Source organism: Actinoplanes sp. CA-142083 (assembly GCF_050942195.1).
In the GTDB taxonomy this organism is placed as follows: Bacteria; Actinomycetota; Actinomycetes; order Mycobacteriales; family Micromonosporaceae; genus Actinoplanes.
On the sequence record NZ_CP192076.1, the window covers coordinates 1,999,193 to 2,015,837 of the forward strand.

Below are 16,645 nucleotides of genomic sequence, written 5' to 3' on the forward strand. Positions count from 1 at the left end.
ATTCCTGATGTGGACCCGCACCTGCTACGCACGTTCCTCGCCGTCGCCGAGACCGGTTCGTTCTCCGCGGCCGCTCAGCGCCTGCAATACACGCAGTCCGCGGTCTCGCAGCACGTCGCCGCCCTCGAGGCCGACCTGGGCACCCCGCTGTTCACCCGGCGTCCCGTGGCTCCGACTCCGGCCGGCGAGAGGTTGCGGCGACATGCGGCGCTTCTTCTCGTACGCCAGGAGGCCGCCCGCGCCGACGTGACCCGTGCCGTGGCCCCGCCCGGCCGCCTGGTCCTCGGCCTCACCCCGCTCGCCTGGGCCGCGCCGGTCGCCGGGGCGCTCGCCACGATCCGGGCCGAGTCGGCGCGCTTGCGCACCCGGTTGCGCGTCGCCTCCCGGGACCGCATCGTCGAGGCCGTCGCCACCGGCGAGATCGACCTCGGCCTGGTGGACGGCTTCACGGCGCCCAGCGACCCGCTGCGCCTGCCCGAGCCGGGCGCCGGCGGCCCGCGCTCGGTGGGCGTCGCCGAGAGCCCCGCCGTGGTGGCCGTCCCGTCCACGCACCCGCTGGCCCACCGCCGAGCGGTCGACCTGGCCGACCTCGCCGACGCCTATTGGATCGACGCTCCCGAGGTGGCGCCGTTCGACCGCCTGCCGGTCGACGGCCTACGCGCGGGCTTGCGCTACGACGGCACCGACGCGGCAGTGCTGGCCGGCCTCGTCGCGGGCGGCCACGGCCTGGCCGTCCTGCCGCTGCCGCTGATCTCCGCGCATCCCAGCCTGGCCGGCGTGCCATTGGGCAGGCCGCGGCTGGTGCACCGGGTGGAGTTGCTGCGCTTGCCCGCGGTCGTCGCCGACGAGCCGGCCGAGCGGCTCGCCGCGCTCCTGAGCGCGGCGCGGTGAGTGCGGCGGCCGTCAGCGGAGTGTTTTGAGCAGCGCGATGTCGGCAGCGTGGCCTTCGTGCTCGACCGAGGGGGTCTCGACGATCACCGGGATGCCTGCCGTCGCGGGGTGGGTCATCAGCTCGGCGAACGCTGCCGTGCCGATGCGGCCCTTGCCGATCGTCTCGTGGCGGTCGCGGGTGGAGCCGCACTCGTCCTTCGAGTCGTTCGCGTGGATCAGCATGAGGCGGCCAGGGCCGACCGTCTCGATGAGCGCGTCCAGCGTGGCCGTCATGCCGCCGGGCGTGGCAAGGTCGTGGCCGGCCGCCCAGGCGTGGCAGGTGTCGAAGCAGACGCCCAGCCACGGGTGCTGCTCGACGGCGGCCAGGTAGGGGCCGAGATCCTGCACCTTCGACGCCAGGCTGCGGCCGCCGCCCGCGCTCGGCTCGACCAGCAGCTTGGGCAGCCCGCGGGTCGCTGCCTCGTCGAGCAGCGGCAACAGGGCCTCGTGCAGTTGGTGCATGGCCTTCGCCTCGTGCTCGGCGTCGACCGAGCTCCCGGCGTGGAAGACCACGGCGGCCGCCCCGATCGCCTGGCCGCGCTCGAGCGAATGGGCGAGGGTCGCGATCGAGCGCTCGACGGTGAGCTCGGTCGGGGAGCCCAAATTCACCAGGAGCGAGGCATGGATGTACGCCGGAAGTGCGCGCTCGCCGATGCCGTCGCGGAACAGCGTGTCCTGCTTGGGGTCGCCGGGCGGCAGCGCCCAGCCGCGCGAGTTGGAGACGTACACCTGCAGCGTCTCCGACCCGGCGGCGTCGACGTACGGGAGGGCGGCCTTGGCCAGCCCGCCCGACGTCTTGGTGTGCGACCCGATGCGGCGGTCTAGAAGCACTGCAGGATCACCTGGGTCTGCGGCGGCACCTGGGTGTTGGCCGGCGGGTTCATCCCGCGGACGAAGCCCTGCGGGTTGAAGCCGGTGATCTGCACCTGCAGGCCCTGCTGCTGCAGCGTGCCCTGCGCCTGCTGGCACTGCTGGTTGTTCACGTCGGGGATGGTGACCAGCGGCGGGCCCTTGCTGACGTCGAGGGTGACCTCGGCGTCGTTGGCCGCGCCGGTGCCCGCCTTCGGCGACTGCGCGATGACCGTGTCGGCCGGCTGGTCGCTGTCCTTGTAGCGCTCGACCGCGGTCAGGCCGAGCGTCTGCAGCTGGTTGCGGGCGTCGTTGACGTTCTTGCCCACGAGGTCGGGAACCGAGATCGGCGCGCGGCCCTTGCTGGTCACGACGGTGACCGTGTCGCCGCGCTTGAGCTCGGTGCCCTTCGCCGGGTTGGTGGACAGGACCGCGCCCTCGGGCACGGTGTCGCTGTACTGCCCGGCGCCCTCCTTGTACTTGAGGTTGGCCTGGGCCAGCTCGGTCTTGGCCGCGGCCAGCTCGAGACCGGTCAGGTCGGGAACCTCGAAGCGCTCCTTGCCCAGCGACAGGGTCAGCGTGATGGTGCCGCCCTTGACGATCTTCTCCTGGGCGGCGGGGCTCTGGCTGACCACCGTGTCCTTGGGGACGTTCTCGCTGTAGGCGCCGTCGCCGTAGAACAGCTCGAAGTTGTGCTGCCGCGCGTACAGCTCGGCCTGGTCCTTCGTCATGTTGACCATGGGCGGGGCCTCGGTGTAGCGGCCCAGGGTCACCCACCAAGTGCTGCCGATGACGACCAGCACCATCACGGCGACCGCCGCGGAGAGCAGGATGCGCCGGCGGTCGGGGCCGTTGGACGAGCGCAACTCCGGGTCGCCGCGGCGGTAGGTCTGCGCGTTGCGGCTCTGCTCGGGCAGGCGGGCCCAGCTCGGCCGGTCGCCGACCCCGGCCGGGACGGCGGGGACCATGGCGGTCGCGTCGGCGGCGCCGTGCCGGGAGCCCGGGACCTGGCGCAGCAGCGCGGTCTCGACGCTCGCGGCGCCCAGCTGGTCGCGCACCGTCTGCACCTCGGCCAGCATCGCGCCGGCGTCGGTCGGGCGGGCGCCCGGGTCGCGGCGGGTCGCGCGGGCCACCAGGTCGTCGAGCGACTTGGGCGAGCCCTTGACGGTCTGCGACGGCGGCGGGACGTCGTTGTCGACGTGCTGCCAGGCCACCGCGACCGGGTCGTCGCCGTCGAACGGGACCTTGCCGGTCAGCATCTCGTAGAGCACGATGCCGGCCGAGTAGACGTCGGTCCGCGCGTCGGCGTGGCCGTCGGTGACCAGCTCGGGCGCGACGTACGCCACCGTGGCCATCAGCTGGCCGGACTCGTCGACGCTGCTCGCCTCGACCGCGCGGGCCAGGCCGAAGTCGGCGACCTTGACGACCGCGTCGACCAGGTTGCCCTTGCCGCCGCTGGGCGCCTCGGCGACCAGGACGTTTTCCGGCTTGACGTCGCGGTGGACCAGGCCGGCCCGGTGGGCGGCGGCGATCGCGGAGAGCATCTGCTCGAGGATCGCGCAGGCCTCGACCGGGTTGAGCCGGCGGCGCTGGGTGAGCAGGTCGCGCAGGGTGCTGCCCTGCACGTACTCCATGACCAGGTAGGGGAGGCCGAGGTGGCGGCCCTGGTCGTACACGGCCACGACGTTGGGGTGGGTGAGCCGGGCGATCGTCTTGGCCTCGTCGGTGAACCGGTCCACGAAGTGGACGTTCGTCGCCTGCGAGGGATGAATGATCTTCAATGCCACGGTGCGCTCGAGTCGCTGGTCGGTGGCCGTGTAGACGGTCGCCATGCCACCACGGGCCACGCGACCGGTGATCCGGTAGCGGCCGTCAATCGTCGTGCCGATCAACGTGTCGGCGACTGTGGTGTCCATCGGCGTGAAGTGTATGTGTCTTTCGCGTGCGGGCAGACCAGGATGTCATAGCTGAGTCCAAACGGGTACGCCGAGCGGCGCCACCGTGCCCGTGACCTTGCCATCTGCCCTGACAAAAGCTGATTTAGCGGTGTCGCCTGCGATGCCGGGCTTGTGGGCTATCGCTCGGTTCGGCCGAATCGCTCGGTGTGGCGGAGGTCTCGCTCGGCGACGGATCGGCCGACTGGCTGGGGTAGGGCGAGTCGCTGGGCTCCCCGGACGTCGACGTCGACGTGGGCGTGCTCGGCGCGGTCGGCGTCGGCACCGGCGGGCTGTCGCATAGACATTCCGGATTTGTCCGACCGGGGGTCCGAATCGGACTCACGTTCGCGTTTCCGGCGGCCGCCGGCGGTGGACCCGCGGGCAACGGCATCGTCGGGTCGGGCGTCGTGCCGTCCGCCGTGGTCGCCCCCGGGATCGGCTGCCGCGCCGCGGCGGCGGCCGGCGGGCCCTGGCCGATTCCGGCGTTCGGCGTGAAGGTCGAGGTCACGGCCGGCTGCGGCGGGAAGGTGTCGGCCGCCGCCGGTGTCTCGTTCAGCAGCGAGCCCAGCCCGTTCACCACGGCCAGATAGGCGCCGGCCGCGCCGGCCACGGTCAGCACGGCCAGCACGCTCACCGCCAGCGCCCGGCGTGGTCGCGGGGCCGGGCGATGCGACGCGGGCGGCTCGTCGCCGAACGACAGCGACCCGCCGAACGTGTTCATCCCCGTCGAGGTCACGTCCGGTCCGTCGGCGGGCGGCTCGGCCGGCCGCCGGCCCATGTCGTAGCGCACCGATCGCAGGGCGCCGGACACCTCGGCACGGACTCTCCGCAACAGGCTCATCGCGTTCGTTCTCCGATCTGGCACGCTGTAGGAGTGAGCGATTCCGTAACCGCCGGGCCGGCCGCCTGGGTCAACCTGCCGGACGTCTCCGAGAAACTCGGCGTGTCGATCAGCAAGGTGCACCAGATGATCCGCGACGGGCAGCTGCTCGCGGTCAAGCACGAGGGGATCCGGCAGATCCCGGCCGAGCTCCTGGCCAACAGCACCGTGCTCAAACACCTCCCGGGCGTCCTGACCTTGCTGCGCGACGCCGGGTATAACGACGAAGAGGCCCTCCGGTGGCTCTACGAGCCCGATCCGGATCTCGACGGCAACGCCGCGCTCGGGCTGGGCGGGCACCGGGCGCGCGAGGTGAAGCGGCGGGCGCAGGCGCTCGGCTTCTGATGCGCCACCTGGCGTACGTGTCGGTACTCGCCGGCTGCCTGTTCGGTGCCCTGTGGCTCGAGCCGGTGCTCAAGGTCGGCGTGCTCCGGCGGTGGCGTCGCCTGCTGCTGACCGTGCTGCCGGTGGCGGCCGTCTTCGTGCTGTGGGACCTCGCGGCCATCGCCGCCGGCCACTGGCACTTCGACGCGTCGCAGATGACCGGCGTCGTGTTTTCCGGCGGGCTGCCGCTCGACGAGGTGCTGTTCTTCCTGGTGGTGCCGGTCTGCGCGATCCTCGGCTTCGAGGCGGTGCGCAAGGTCCTGCGCAGGCCGGACGAGTGACCTATACGGCGGCGGCCGTCCTCGGGGTGCTCGTGGCGGCGGTTCTCGACCTCTTCGTGTTCCGCGTCGGGCTGCTGAAGCGGGTGGTCTTCTGGGCCACGTACCCGATCATCGTGCTTTTTCAGCTTTTGTCCAACGGCATCCTGACCGGCCGCGACATCGTCATGTACGACCCAGCCGCCATCCTCGGATGGCGGCTGGTCTACGCACCGGTGGAGGACTTGCTGTTCGGTTTCGCGATGGTGCTGCTCACGCTCGATCTGTGGGTGTGGTGGGGCCGCCGCGGCGTCGCCTGAGCCTCACTGGCGCGCCATGGCGACCCGCAGCCGCTCCTCGGGGTCGACGGCGTGTTCGTGGTCGTCGTCACCGAGGTCGATCCGCACCTGGTGGATCTTCCCGGTGAAACGGCTCTCCGCGGCGGTGTAGGCGGCCGTGACGGTGGTGCCCGACTCGTACCCGATGTCGGTCGTCTCGTCGGCGGAGAAGATCATCGGCTGAGTGGCGCCGACCCGGCCCGTTCCGGCCGTCGCGCCGTCGTACGAGATGGTGACGTCGCCCCCCTTGGCCAGCCCGCCCCCGTCGTACGCGAAATGCACGCGAACCTCGTGCCGGCCCGGCGGGATCGGCCGATCGGACTCGGTGACGAACTCCTGGATGCCGAGCACGTTGTAGACGAAACGGGCCCGGCCGTCCCGGACGTGCACGCACCAGCCGCCGAACCGCCCGCCCTGCGCGATGATCACGCCGGTGGCGCCGCCGGCGGGGACCTCGACGTCGGCGGTGACCGTGAACGACTTGTTCTTGATGCTCACCACGCTGTTCTCGGAGAGGCGTCCCATGCCCGGGTAGAACACCTGTGACCGGCCCCGGACCAGGGTCGGGCGGCCGGCCATCCCCGGGTCGATCCGCTCCGCGGTGCGATCGTCGAGCGGCAGGACGTTGTACTTCACGGCCTCGATCAGCCACAACCGCTGCAGCCGGCTCAGGGTCTCCGGCATCTTCCCGGCCAGGTTGTCGGCCTGGCTGTAGTCGTCGCTGCCGTCGTAGAGCTCCCACAGGTCGTCGTCGAAGGCCGGCATGTTCCCGCCGACCATGACCCACGGGGTGCGGTGCTTGGTCACCGCGCTCCAGCCCCGGTGGTAGATGCCGCGGTTGCCGAACATCTCGAAGTACTGCAGGTCGTGCCGCTCCTCGGCGCTCGCGTCGCCGAAGGCGTACAGCATGCTCGTGCCCTCGATGGGCGACTGCTGCACGCCGTTGACCATCACGGGCTCGGGCAGGCCGGCCGCCTCCAGGACCGTCGGCGCCACGTCGATCACGTGGGTGAACTGGGACCGCAGCCCGCCGCGCTCGGCGATGCCGGCCGGCCAGTGCACGATCGTCCCGTTGCGGGTTCCGCCCCAGTGCGACGCGACCTGCTTGGTCCACTGGAACGGGGTGTCCATCGCCCACGCCCAGCCGACCGAGTAGTGGTTGTAGGACGACGGCGAGCCGAACTCGTCGACCTTGCCGAGCAGGAACTCGGGCGTCTCCAGCGCGGCCATCCCGTTGAAGTTGGCCATCTCGTTGAAGGCGCCGTTCATGGTGCCCTCGGACGACGCGCCGTTGTCGCCGACGATGTAGTAGATCAGCGTGTTCTCCAGGACGCCGAGCTCCTCGATGGCGTCGATCACCCGGCCGACGTGATGGTCGGTGTGCTCGAGGAATCCGGCGTACACCTCCATCTCGCGCGCCAGCACCGGCTTGAGCTCCTCCGGCATGTCGTCCCAGGCGGTGATCTCGGCGTGCCGCTCGGTCAGCCGCGCGTCCGGCGGGATGACGCCGAGCTCCTTCTGCCGGGCGAAGGTCCGTACCCGCTGGACGTCCCAGCCTTCGTCGAACTGGCCCCGGTAGCGGTCCGCCCACTCCTTGGGGACGTGATGCGGCGCGTGGGTCGCGCCGGGCGCGAAATACACGAAGAACGGCTTGTCCGGCATCAGGGCCTTCTGCTGGCGGATCCAGTTGCACGCGCGGTCGGCCAGATCCTCGGTCAGGTGATAGCCCTCTTCCGGGGTGGCCGGCGGCTCGACCGGGGTGGTGCCGTCGTAGAGCGCCGGATCCCACTGGTTGTTCTCGCCGCCGATGAAGCCGTAGAACGTCTCGAAGCCGCCGCCGGCCGACGGCCACGCGTCGAACGGTCCCATCGGTGAGGACTGCCAGACCGGCACCTCGTGGCACTTGCCGAACTGGGCCGTCGAATACCCGTTGAGCTTCAGCGTCATCGCCAGCGGCGCCTTGGTGTTCGGCCGCAGCGAGCTGTTGCCCGGCGCCGACGTCGCGGTCTCGGTGATGCTGCCCATCCCCACCGAGTGGTGGTTGCGGCCGGACAGCAGGGCGGCCCGCGACGGCGCGCACAGGGCGGTGGTGTGGAAGCGGTTGAACTTCAGGCCGCCCGAGGCGAGCCGTTCGGCGGTCGGCGTCCGGCAGGGGCCGCCGAAGGCGCTGGACGCGCCGAAGCCCACGTCGTCGAGCAGCACGATGAGGACGTTCGGCGCGCCGGCCGGCGGCCGCAGCGGTTCGATCGGCGGGTATCGGGTCTCCGGGTCCTTGGCGTCGTATGTGGTCAGTCCCGGTGCCGGGCGGTCCGGGATCGGGAGCATCGTTCTCGCGTGCCGGTCGGGTTCCTCGCTCGTCATCTCGCCGAGTCTGCGGTCCCGCCCGCCCGCTGACCTCATCCTTCGTGGGTGAGGACGGCATGCGGCCGGATCGGCGACGATCATCGTCGTGGACCCGAGAATGTGCTGCGCGCCGGCCGCTGTCGATCGTCCGGCGGTCGTTTCGCCGGAGATCCGAGCTCGGGGGACGCACGGCGTCGAGCAGCGGTCCGTGCCGGCGCAGACCTTCCGCATGGGCGACCACCACGGCGACGACCGGCACGGCGACGGCGAGACGCCGGTGCACGAGGTCACGCTGGGCGCTTTCCGGATCGATGCCACCACGGTCACGAACGAGGACTTCGCCGCCTTCGTCGCCGACTCCGGATATGTCACCGAGGCCGAGCGGTACGGCTTCTCCGCCGTCTTCCACAGCGCGGTGGCCGCCGATCGCGCGGACATCATGGGACCGGCCGGCGGGGCACCGTGGTGGTACGGCGTGCGCGGCGCCGACTGGGCGCACCCGGGTGGCCGCCGATCGAGCCTGGAGGGCCTCGCCGACCATCCGGTCGTCCACGTGACGTGGCACGACGCCGCGGCCTACTGCGCCTGGACGGGCCGGCGCCTGCCGACCGAGGCCGAATGGGAGTGCGCCGCGCGGGGCGGCGCCGACGGCGAGCGCTACCCGTGGGGCGACGGGCTGTCCTCCGACTGGCTCTGCAACATCTGGCAGGGAGCGTTCCCCCGGCACAACTCGGGCGCGGACGGATGGGTCACGACGGCGCCGGTCCGGTCGTACCGGCCCAACGCGTACGGCCTCTGGCAGCCGGTCGGCAACGTCTGGGAATGGTGTGCCGACTGGTGGGACCGCGATTACTACTCGGTGTCGCCGGCGATCGGCCCGGCCGGTCCCGCGACGGGAGAGCAGCGGGTCATGCGGGGCGGCTCCTACCTCTGCCACGAGTCGTACTGCAACCGGTACCGGAACTCGGCGCGCTCGGCGAACACCCCCGACTCGTCGACCGGCAACACCGGCTTCCGGACCGTGGGCTAGGGGCTGTCCCTAGACGGTCCGCCGGGTCGCGGCGTCGGCCAGGGCGTGCAGCACCGTGCGCGCGTCCTCGTCGATCGGGGCGGCCTCCAGCGCGGCCAGCGACGCCGACATCAGCTCGTCGATCCGGTGCTCGGTCGCGGCCAGGGCGCCGCTGTCCCGGATCAGTGACCGGAGCCGTTCCACGTCCAGGCCGGGGTCGCCCAGCCCCCCGTCGAGCTCCCGTTTCTCGGCGGCGGAGAGGGCGCCGAACGCGGCCGCGATCAGGTACGTCCGCTTGCCCTCGCGCAGGTCGTCGCCGGCCGGCTTGCCGGTCTGCGACGGGTCACCGAAGACGCCGAGGATGTCGTCGCGCAGCTGGAACGCCTCGCCCAGCGGCAGGCCGAACCCCGAATACGCCGCCGCCACCTCGGCCGGCGCGCCCGCGATCGCGGCGCCCAGCAGCAGCGGCCGCTCGACCGTGTATTTCGCGGCCTTGAAGCGGGCCACCTTGCCGGCCCGCTCCAGCGACGTGTCGGCGGTTGCCTGGGTCAGAACGTCGAGATACTGCCCGACCGTCACCTCGGTGCGCATCTCGTCGAAGACCGGGCGCGCACGGGCCAGCTCGGCCGGGCCCAGGCCCGAGACGTGCAGCAACTCGTCCGACCAGACCAGCGCCAGGTCGCCGAGCAGCACGGCGGCGCTCTCGCCGAACCCCTCCGCGGCGCCGCGCCAGGACGCGCTGCGATGCCGGTGCTCGAACCGCCGGTGCACCGACGGCTCGCCGCGCCGGGTGTCGGACCGGTCCATCAGGTCGTCGTGGATCAGCGCGCTGGCCTGCACCAGCTCGAGCGCCGACACCGCGGCCACCACGGCGTCGGCGTCGGCGCCGAAAGCGCCGCGATACCCCCAGTACGCGAACGCCGGGCGCAGCCGCTTGCCGCCGCCGAGCACGAAATCCTCGAGCGCGTCCGAGACCTCCGCCAGCGCCGGGTCGATGGCGGTGAGACGGGTGCGCTGCTCGGCCAGGAACGCGGCGAGGGCCTTGTCGACCCGGGGGCGCAGTCCGGCCAGTTCAACGGGGGAAGTCACCTCGCAGACGCTATCTGACGGGATGTCGGTGGCTGCCGGTAGAGTCGTCGGCGTGGCTCTCGGACTTCCCTCGCGCCTACCCGGCACACCGGCGATCGGTGAGCTGATCCGGGCGGCCGCGCCGACCTTCTCATTCGAGTTCTTTCCGCCCAAGACGGCCGAGGGCGAGAGGCTGCTCTGGCGGGCCATCCGCGAGCTCGAGCCGCTGCGGCCCAGCTTCGTCTCGATCACATATGGCGCGGGTGGCACCACACGGGACACGACGGTCGCGGTGACCGAGCGGGTCGCGACCGAGACCACGCTGCTGCCGATGGCGCACCTGACCGCGGTCAACCACTCGGTCGCCGAGCTGCGCAACGTGATCGGCCGCCTCGCCGGCGCCGGCATTCGCAACGTGCTGGCCGTGCGCGGCGACCCGCCGGGCGACCCGATGGGCGAGTGGGTGCGGCACCCCGAGGGCGTTCTCTACGCCGAAGACCTGGTGCGCCTGCTCAAGGAGTCCGGCGACTTCTCGGTGGGTGTGGCCGCGTTCCCCTACAAGCACCCGCGGTCGGCCGACATCGAGAGCGACACCCACAATTTCGTACGGAAGTGCCGCGCCGGCGCCGATTTCGCCATCACCCAGATGTTCTTCGACGCCGATGAGTACCTCCGCTTGCGCGACCGAGTGGCTGCCGTCGGCTGCGAGACGCCGATCGTGCCCGGCGTGATGCCGGTGACCCGGATGGCGACGATCGAGCGGTCGTCGCAGCTGTCCGGGGCGCCTTTCCCGCCCAAGCTGCTCGCCCGCTTCGAACGGGTGGCTGACGACGAGACGGCGGTGCGCGAGCTGGGCATCGAGTTGTGCGCCGAGATGTGCGCCAAGCTGCTCGACGAGGGCGTGCCGGGCATCCACTTCATCACGCTCAACCGCTCGACGGCCACGCGCGAGGTGTGGCAGCTCCTGGCCCCCGTCGAGGTCGCCGCCGCGGCCGCCTGACGCTCGGTGGCCTCGGTGCGTCGCGTCGCCCCGCGCGTCACGCCGGCGCGCTGGGTCGCACCGGCGCGCTGGGCCACATCGGCGCGCTGGGCCACATCGGCGGGCTCGGCCACATCGGCGGGCTGGGACGCACGGCTGCGCGGGGCCGGGCCGGTCGGCTGGGGGTCGTTGTGACCTGGGCCGAATACTGCGTCGCCTGGGCTCGGCTGCACGGCGGGTTCGATCCGAGCGGGGCCTCGCCACTGGTGCGGGGATGGGTGCTCATCGCGTACAGGATGGGCTCTTGGCTTGGCCGTAAGCGTGTCGGACCGACCGCCGTGACCACCGCGGGGTTGATTGTCTGCTGGGGTGTGCCGCTTGCGGTGATCATCGGGCGGCCGGGCCTCGTCCTCGCCGGGGTGCTGGTGCTGCTGGCGGCGCTGGCCGATGGGCTCGACGGCGCGGTGGCGGTGGTGACCGGGCGGGCGAGCCGGCTCGGCTACGTCTACGACTCGGTGGCCGACCGGCTGGGGGAGGCGGCCTGGCTGCTGGCGTTCTGGCTGGCGGGGGCACCGGGCTGGCTGGTGGTGACGGCGGGCGCGGTGAGCTGGCTGCACGAGTACGCGCGGGCGCGTGCCACCGCGGCCGGGATGACCGAGATCGGGGCCGTGACCGTCGCCGAGCGGCCGACGCGGGTGTTGATCGCCATCTTCGGGCTGTTGCTGACGTTCTTCTCCGGCCTGGTGATCACGGTGGCCGCCGGGCTCTGGCTCGCTCTGGCCGTCGTGGGTCTGGCCCAGCTCGGCGTGGCCATCCGGCGGGCACTCAGTAGTGATCGTTAATCGGTTGTCCGGGGTGGAGCGCGCTTCTACCGTGGTCCGTGACACAGCCCACCACATCTGATCGCGGTGGGTGACCGCTGCAATCTCTATTTGACCTGTGGGGGAGGTGGACCATGATGAGCGCGGTGCTGGTGCTGAACGCCGACTTCGGACCGCTGCACCGGGTCAGCCTCCGGCACGCCATCCGGATGCTGTTCCGCGAGGTCGCGGTGGTGCACGAGGCCGAGCCCGACCGGCAGATCGGCGTGTTCCCGATGCCGACCGTGGTGCGGCTGGTCAGCTACGTGGTGACGCGCTGGCGGCACAGCCGCGGGCCGGGCTGGTCGCGGGCGGGTGTGCTGGCTCGTGATCACCGGGTGTGCGCGTACTGCGGCGGGGCGGCGTCCACGATCGACCACGTGCTGCCGCGCTCGCGTGGTGGCCGGAACGAGTGGGCGAACACCGTCGCCGCCTGCGGCCGATGCAACAACCGCAAGGGCGACCGGACGCCCGGCGAGGCACGGATGCCGCTGCTCGTCCGGCCGTTCGCGCCGACGTGGGCGGCACTGGCCTGATTAACCCGTTTCTCAAGGGGAATTCCGGATATATGGCCGTTTTTAGGGGCCGATCCAGACGACGACCGGTGGGCCCGGCACGGGGGCAGGTCCGCCGGTCGTCCACCAACGGGATAATCCCGTTACGGATAATCCGAGGCTAAGATGACGCACATGGCAGCACCTGAGCGCACCGAGCGCGACATCACCGGCCTGCTCAACCTGGCCGGTCACGTGCTCTCCAACCGGCTGAGCGCCGCGCTGGCGGATGTCGACCTGACGCCGCGCATGCAGTGCGTGCTCGTGCACGCGCTCGAGGAGGAGCGCACCCAGATCCAGCTGGCGGCCCTCGCCGACCTCGACAAGACGACCATGGTCAGCACGGTCGACGAGCTCGAGCGGCGCGGGCTGGCCGAGCGGCGCCCGTCGGCCACCGACCGTCGCGCGCGGATCATCGCGGTCACCGACAAGGGCCGGCTCGCGGCGGAGGAGGGCCAGCGCATCGTCGATCGGGTGCACGCGTCGGCGCTGGACGGGCTCTCCGACGACTCGCGCGCCGCCTTCGTCGAGGCGCTCGGCACGCTGGCCGAGGTCTCCCGCGATCCGGGCCCGCAGCCGATCCGGCGCGCGAGAGGTAGGTGACAAACAGATAGTCCGCTAGCGGATTATCTGTTACGGTCTGGCTCATGAGCCTTTCCGTGAGCCGTCGCGCGGCCGCCCTAGCCGTGCTCTGCGCCATGTCGCTGATGATCGTTCTCGACAGCACGATCGTCGCCGTTGCCGTTCCCGACATCCAGCGCGATCTGGGCTTCTCCGATGCCGGGGTGGCCTGGGTCGTCAACGCCTACCTGGTCGCGTTCGCCGGCCTGCTCCTGCTCGCCGGGCGCCTCGGCGACCTCGTCGGCGCCTGGCGGGTCTTCCTGGCCGGCCTGGGGTTGTTCACGCTGGCCAGCCTGCTGTGCGGGCTCGCCGGCAGCGCCGGGCTGCTGGTGGCCGGGCGATTCGTGCAAGGTGCCGGCGGGGCGCTGGCCGCCGCCGTCGTGATCGGCATGATCGTGCGGCTCTTCCCCGGGCCGGCCGAGCAGGCGCGAGCCACGGGGATCTACAGCTTCACCCAGGCCGGCGGGGCCGCAGCCGGGTTCGTGGCCGGTGGCGTGCTCACCGACGCGGTCGGCTGGCCGGCGATCTTCCTGGTCAACGTGCCGATCGGGGTGGCCGTCTGGGTGTTCGGGCGGCGGGTGCTCCCCTCGCTCTCACAGCAGGCCACGCCGGGTCTCGCCGCCGGACTCGACGTCCCCGGATCGCTGCTGATCACGGTGGGGCTGTCGCTCGGGGTGTACGCCGTCATCCGTACGGGATCACCTGACGCGACCGTGCCCTCCGCACTCAGCGGAACCATCGCGGTGCTCTTGATTCTCGGTTTCCTGCTGCGGCAGCGCCTGGCCCGGCGGCCGCTGATCGCGCTGCGGGTGCTCTTCCGGCGGTGGCTGCTCACGGCGAACGCGGCCGTGCTGCTGGTGTTCGCGACCGGGATGGGATTCCAGTTCCTGAACGCGCTGTTCGTCCAGCGGGTGATGGGGTACGACGCGCTGGGTACCGGGCTGGCCTTCCTCCCGACACCGATCGTGATCGGGGTGGTGTCACTGTTCGTGGCGCCGCGCGTGACCGGGCGGTTCGGGCCGCGGGCGGTGCTGATCGCCGGGCTGTCGCTGCTGCTGGTGGGGTTGTTGCTGCTGGCGCGGGTGCCGGCGTCGGTGTCCTATGTGGTGGACGTGCTGCCTCCGCTGCTGGTGATGGGGCTGGGCGTCGGGGTGACGGTGCCGGCGATCATCATGCTGGCCATGGCCGGGGCGGCGCCCGCGGACACCGGGATGGTGTCGGGGTTCAGCAACACGGCGCAGCAGGCTGGTGGGGCGTTGGGGCTTTCGGTGCTGGCGGTGGTGGCGGCTGCGCACACTTCTTCGCGGGCTTCGGCGGGGGCGCCGATGGTGGAGGCGCTGCGGGACGGGTACGCGCGGGCGTTCCTGGTGGCGGCCGGCTTCGTGGTGGCGGCGCTGCTGATCGCGGTGCTGCTGCTGCGGCGGATGCCGGGATCGGTCGCTCCTGACGCGGTGGCTTCTCGGCCTTCTTCTCTGGACGCCGGCGGCGATGGGGCGCCTTCTCGGCTTGCTCGCCCTTCTGGTCTGGAAGCCGGCGGCGATGTGGCGCCCTCTCGGCTTTCTCGCCTGGAGGCCGGCGGTGGTCAGCGGGCGGCTGGGGGCGAGGGAGTCGCTGGGCTCGTCGAGCCGCAGCCGGCGTGCAACTCGGCTTCGTGACCCTGGAGCGGGCGGCGCTTGATGAGTTGGTGCGCGGCCGGTGAACTTGACGAATTGGCGCGCTGTGTCTGCTGCGGAGTGTGGCCTTGATGAGTTGGCGCGGTGTCTGTGCGGAGTGTGGCCTTGATGAGTTGGCGCGCGGTGCTCGCGGCGGATTATCAAGATTGCGGCTGGCGGGGGCGGGAGCGGGTGTCGGGAGCGAGCCGGTGCGAGTTCGTGGCCCCTCCGGGCCGGACTAGGACCGCGGCCACGGCGGTGAGGGCCAAGAAGGCGGTGGCCAGGAACAACGGGGTGGGGCCGAAGTGGACGGCGGCCGACCCCAGCGGGATGGCGAGGGCTACCGGGCCGAACATGACCGTGTTGGAGGTGGCGGCCACCCGGCCCAGCAGGTGGTCGGGGGTGCGCGTCTGGACGGCGGTGACGCCGGCGATCAGCGACCAGACCAGGCCCAGGCCGGCCAGGGCGCTGCCGGCGATCATCGAGGGCCACCACGGGATCGAGGAGCTGACGCAGCCGACGGCGAAGACGGTGGTGCCCAGGGCGGCTACCGGGAGTGGGGAGACGCGGGCCAGGAGGCGGCCCACCAGCAGGCCACTCAGGATGGAGCCGGCGCCCTGGGCGGTGGAGAGTATGCCGAGGCGGGTGGCGGGGAGGTGCAGTCCGTGCACCACCTGGCCGATGACGGCGGCGCTGGCCAGTCCCGACAAGCCGATCGCGGCGGCGGCAACCAGGACCGGCGTGCGGACGGCCGGGTTGCCGAAGAGCGCGGCCAGGCCGGCGCGGATCTCGCCCCGCTCGGGCCGGCGCGGGTCTGCGGTGGCCGACCGGGCGGTGGTGGCCGGCCCGGCCGCGATGGCCGGCTCAGCCGCGGTGGTCGGGCGGAGGTTGAGCAGGGCGTAGCAGGCGGCAGTGAGCAGGGGCATCGCGGCGCAGAGCAGGACGACCGGGACGGGGCCGCGCCAGGCGTAGAGGCCCGCGCCCGCCAGTGGGGCCAGGAGCTTCATGCCCTCCTGGGCGCTCGAGCGCCAGCCGTTCACGTCGCCCAGCCATTCGGTGGGCAGGGCGGCAGGGAGGATCGCGGTCTCGCCGGCGTCCAGGAGCACGTAGCTCAGGCCCCGGGCCAGCAACGTCGCGTAGATCAGCCACGCATCCCGGGCGGAAGAGACCGTCAGCAAGGTCAGGAGCAGTACGCCCAGGGCGAGATCCACCCAGATCAGCAAGGGGCGGCGGGGGAGGCGATCGACCAGCGCGCCCAGCCAAGGAGCCGCGAAGGTCGGCGCGTAGATGCACAAGCCGGTCAGCGCGGCCAGGCTCACCGAGCCGGTCAGATCGAGCACCCAGATACCGGCCGACAGGGTCATCGCGGTGCTGCCGAAGCCGGACAGCAGTGAGATCAGCACGAACAGGAACGCGTTTCGGCGCACGACGGCTGCCTCCCAAGGATTGAGTCCGTGAGACTCATATCCTCGGGAGTTGAGCGGCCATCTGTCAACGGGGAGTGGCGGCCTCCAGGGCAGTGGTGAGCCGCTCGACGCAGGAAAAAGTCGGGCCCGGCAGGGTGACGCCGGCCGTCGAGAGGTCGGCGACCACGTCGGCTATCAGCGAATACAGGCCGGAGACCGGGGCGTCGGCGGCGAAGGCGAGGGTCTGGCGAACGAGGGGTGCTCGCTGGAAACGGGTGTCCCAGCGGCGATCGGCGCCGACCCGCCGGTACAGCTCGGTGGCCGCCTCGCGCAGGGCCGCGATCTCCGGGCCGTAGGGGAGGTCGGGCCGCGCGGGGCGCAACGTGGACGCCAGGCGCAAGCGGCGCTGCTCGGCGGCCTGGCGGCTGCCGAGGCCGAGCGCGGAGGCGATGTCTGCCCAGGTCGCGCCGTCGCGCCGGGCCTGGTCGATGAGCTCCAGCTCGGAGGCCTCGAGCCGGGCCCGCGCGGTAGGGATCTCGCGCAGCGCGGTGAGGTCGGCCATGCGAGGAGGCTACCAG

General features: G+C 71.9%; 17 protein-coding genes. 10 read left to right on the forward strand and 7 right to left on the reverse strand.

The features are described from left to right. Window positions 1-9: 9 nt before the first annotated feature. A complete protein-coding gene (locus tag ACQPZX_RS09615) occupies window positions 10-891 on the forward strand; it encodes a LysR family transcriptional regulator (RefSeq protein ID WP_433377338.1) in 882 nt (293 codons plus the stop codon). A 12-nt stretch (window positions 892-903) separates the two neighbouring features. Here ACQPZX_RS09615 and ACQPZX_RS09620 read toward each other — a convergent pair whose 3' ends face one another. The 3 genes from ACQPZX_RS09620 to ACQPZX_RS09630 all read right to left on the reverse strand — a co-directional run bounded on the left by ACQPZX_RS09620 (window position 904) and on the right by ACQPZX_RS09630 (window position 4,557). Then, on the reverse strand, window positions 904-1,761 hold the full coding sequence (locus ACQPZX_RS09620; protein WP_433377340.1) for a deoxyribonuclease IV: 858 nt from the start codon (window positions 1,759-1,761) through the stop codon (window positions 904-906). Continuing rightward, on the reverse strand, window positions 1,752-3,695 hold the full coding sequence (gene pknB, locus ACQPZX_RS09625; protein WP_433377342.1) for a Stk1 family PASTA domain-containing Ser/Thr kinase: 1,944 nt from the start codon (window positions 3,693-3,695) through the stop codon (window positions 1,752-1,754). Before pknB ends, ACQPZX_RS09620 begins: the two co-directional genes overlap by 10 nt. A gap of 124 nt (window positions 3,696-3,819) precedes the next feature. Next, entirely contained in the window at window positions 3,820-4,557 is a 738-nt protein-coding gene (locus ACQPZX_RS09630; RefSeq protein WP_433377344.1) for a hypothetical protein, read from the reverse strand. Window positions 4,558-4,590: 33 nt separating this feature from the next. Between ACQPZX_RS09630 and ACQPZX_RS09635 the strand changes: the two genes are divergently transcribed. The 3 genes from ACQPZX_RS09635 to ACQPZX_RS09645 are packed head-to-tail and all read left to right on the forward strand — an operon-like array spanning window position 4,591 to window position 5,557. Continuing rightward, complete coding sequence (locus ACQPZX_RS09635; protein ID WP_433377346.1) at window positions 4,591-4,941, forward strand: Rv2175c family DNA-binding protein; 351 nt, start codon at window positions 4,591-4,593, stop codon at window positions 4,939-4,941. Next, window positions 4,941-5,261 carry a lycopene cyclase domain-containing protein gene (locus ACQPZX_RS09640; RefSeq protein ID WP_433377348.1) on the forward strand — a complete coding sequence of 107 codons (321 nt, stop codon included), beginning with the start codon at window positions 4,941-4,943 and terminating at the stop codon, window positions 5,259-5,261. Before ACQPZX_RS09635 ends, ACQPZX_RS09640 begins: the two co-directional genes overlap by 1 nt. Further along, window positions 5,258-5,557 carry a lycopene cyclase domain-containing protein gene (locus ACQPZX_RS09645; RefSeq protein WP_433377350.1) on the forward strand — a complete coding sequence of 100 codons (300 nt, stop codon included), beginning with the start codon at window positions 5,258-5,260 and terminating at the stop codon, window positions 5,555-5,557. The genes ACQPZX_RS09640 and ACQPZX_RS09645 overlap by 4 nt, the downstream gene beginning before the upstream one ends. Before the next feature lie 3 nt (window positions 5,558-5,560). Here ACQPZX_RS09645 and ACQPZX_RS09650 read toward each other — a convergent pair whose 3' ends face one another. Beyond that, window positions 5,561-7,936, reverse strand: coding sequence for a sulfatase-like hydrolase/transferase (locus ACQPZX_RS09650; RefSeq protein WP_433377352.1), 2,376 nt, complete (start codon window positions 7,934-7,936; stop codon window positions 5,561-5,563). A gap of 88 nt (window positions 7,937-8,024) precedes the next feature. On the opposite strand from ACQPZX_RS09650, the gene ACQPZX_RS09655 reads away from it, so the two are divergent. Beyond that, on the forward strand, window positions 8,025-8,948 hold the full coding sequence (locus ACQPZX_RS09655; RefSeq protein ID WP_433377354.1) for a formylglycine-generating enzyme family protein: 924 nt from the start codon (window positions 8,025-8,027) through the stop codon (window positions 8,946-8,948). A 9-nt stretch (window positions 8,949-8,957) separates the two neighbouring features. Here ACQPZX_RS09655 and ACQPZX_RS09660 read toward each other — a convergent pair whose 3' ends face one another. Then, the gene (locus ACQPZX_RS09660) at window positions 8,958-10,016 is read right to left on the reverse strand and encodes a polyprenyl synthetase family protein (RefSeq protein ID WP_433377356.1); all 1,059 of its coding nucleotides are present in this window, start codon (window positions 10,014-10,016) and stop codon (window positions 8,958-8,960) included. 52 nt (window positions 10,017-10,068) lie between these two features. Between ACQPZX_RS09660 and metF the strand changes: the two genes are divergently transcribed. The 5 genes from metF to ACQPZX_RS09685 all read left to right on the forward strand — a co-directional run bounded on the left by metF (window position 10,069) and on the right by ACQPZX_RS09685 (window position 14,664). After that, window positions 10,069-10,995 carry a methylenetetrahydrofolate reductase [NAD(P)H] gene (metF, locus tag ACQPZX_RS09665; RefSeq protein WP_433377358.1) on the forward strand — a complete coding sequence of 309 codons (927 nt, stop codon included), beginning with the start codon at window positions 10,069-10,071 and terminating at the stop codon, window positions 10,993-10,995. Between the two features lie 158 nt (window positions 10,996-11,153). Continuing rightward, window positions 11,154-11,816: a CDP-alcohol phosphatidyltransferase family protein gene (locus tag ACQPZX_RS09670; RefSeq protein WP_433385133.1), complete on the forward strand. Its 663-nt coding sequence runs from the start codon at window positions 11,154-11,156 to the stop codon at window positions 11,814-11,816. Window positions 11,817-11,932: 116 nt separating this feature from the next. Next, window positions 11,933-12,370 (forward strand): HNH endonuclease, encoded by a 438-nt coding sequence (locus ACQPZX_RS09675; protein WP_433377360.1) that lies wholly within the window; start codon window positions 11,933-11,935, stop codon window positions 12,368-12,370. Window positions 12,371-12,523: 153 nt separating this feature from the next. After that, window positions 12,524-12,991: a MarR family winged helix-turn-helix transcriptional regulator gene (locus ACQPZX_RS09680; RefSeq protein ID WP_433377362.1), complete on the forward strand. Its 468-nt coding sequence runs from the start codon at window positions 12,524-12,526 to the stop codon at window positions 12,989-12,991. A gap of 44 nt (window positions 12,992-13,035) precedes the next feature. Further along, window positions 13,036-14,664 carry an MFS transporter gene (locus ACQPZX_RS09685; protein ID WP_433377364.1) on the forward strand — a complete coding sequence of 543 codons (1,629 nt, stop codon included), beginning with the start codon at window positions 13,036-13,038 and terminating at the stop codon, window positions 14,662-14,664. 158 nt (window positions 14,665-14,822) lie between these two features. Here ACQPZX_RS09685 and ACQPZX_RS09690 read toward each other — a convergent pair whose 3' ends face one another. After that, on the reverse strand, window positions 14,823-16,181 hold the full coding sequence (locus ACQPZX_RS09690; RefSeq protein ID WP_433385136.1) for an MFS transporter: 1,359 nt from the start codon (window positions 16,179-16,181) through the stop codon (window positions 14,823-14,825). Then, window positions 16,153-16,629 carry a hypothetical protein gene (locus ACQPZX_RS09695; RefSeq protein WP_433377366.1) on the reverse strand — a complete coding sequence of 159 codons (477 nt, stop codon included), beginning with the start codon at window positions 16,627-16,629 and terminating at the stop codon, window positions 16,153-16,155. The genes ACQPZX_RS09690 and ACQPZX_RS09695 overlap by 29 nt, the downstream gene beginning before the upstream one ends. Window positions 16,630-16,645 lie beyond the last annotated feature (16 nt).

Coding starts and splice junctions, on each gene's coding strand:
- ACQPZX_RS09630 (WP_433377344.1), bottom strand. CDS start 4,557: ATGAGCCTGTTGCGGAGAGTCCGTGCCGAGGTGTCCGGCGCCCTGCGA.
- ACQPZX_RS09685 (WP_433377364.1), top strand. CDS start 13,036: ATGAGCCTTTCCGTGAGCCGTCGCGCGGCCGCCCTAGCCGTGCTCTGC.
- ACQPZX_RS09640 (WP_433377348.1), top strand. CDS start 4,941: ATGCGCCACCTGGCGTACGTGTCGGTACTCGCCGGCTGCCTGTTCGGT.
- ACQPZX_RS09650 (WP_433377352.1), bottom strand. CDS start 7,936: ATGACGAGCGAGGAACCCGACCGGCACGCGAGAACGATGCTCCCGATC.
- ACQPZX_RS09675 (WP_433377360.1), top strand. CDS start 11,933: ATGAGCGCGGTGCTGGTGCTGAACGCCGACTTCGGACCGCTGCACCGG.
- ACQPZX_RS09695 (WP_433377366.1), bottom strand. CDS start 16,629: ATGGCCGACCTCACCGCGCTGCGCGAGATCCCTACCGCGCGGGCCCGG.
- pknB (WP_433377342.1), bottom strand. CDS start 3,695: ATGGACACCACAGTCGCCGACACGTTGATCGGCACGACGATTGACGGC.
- ACQPZX_RS09680 (WP_433377362.1), top strand. CDS start 12,524: ATGGCAGCACCTGAGCGCACCGAGCGCGACATCACCGGCCTGCTCAAC.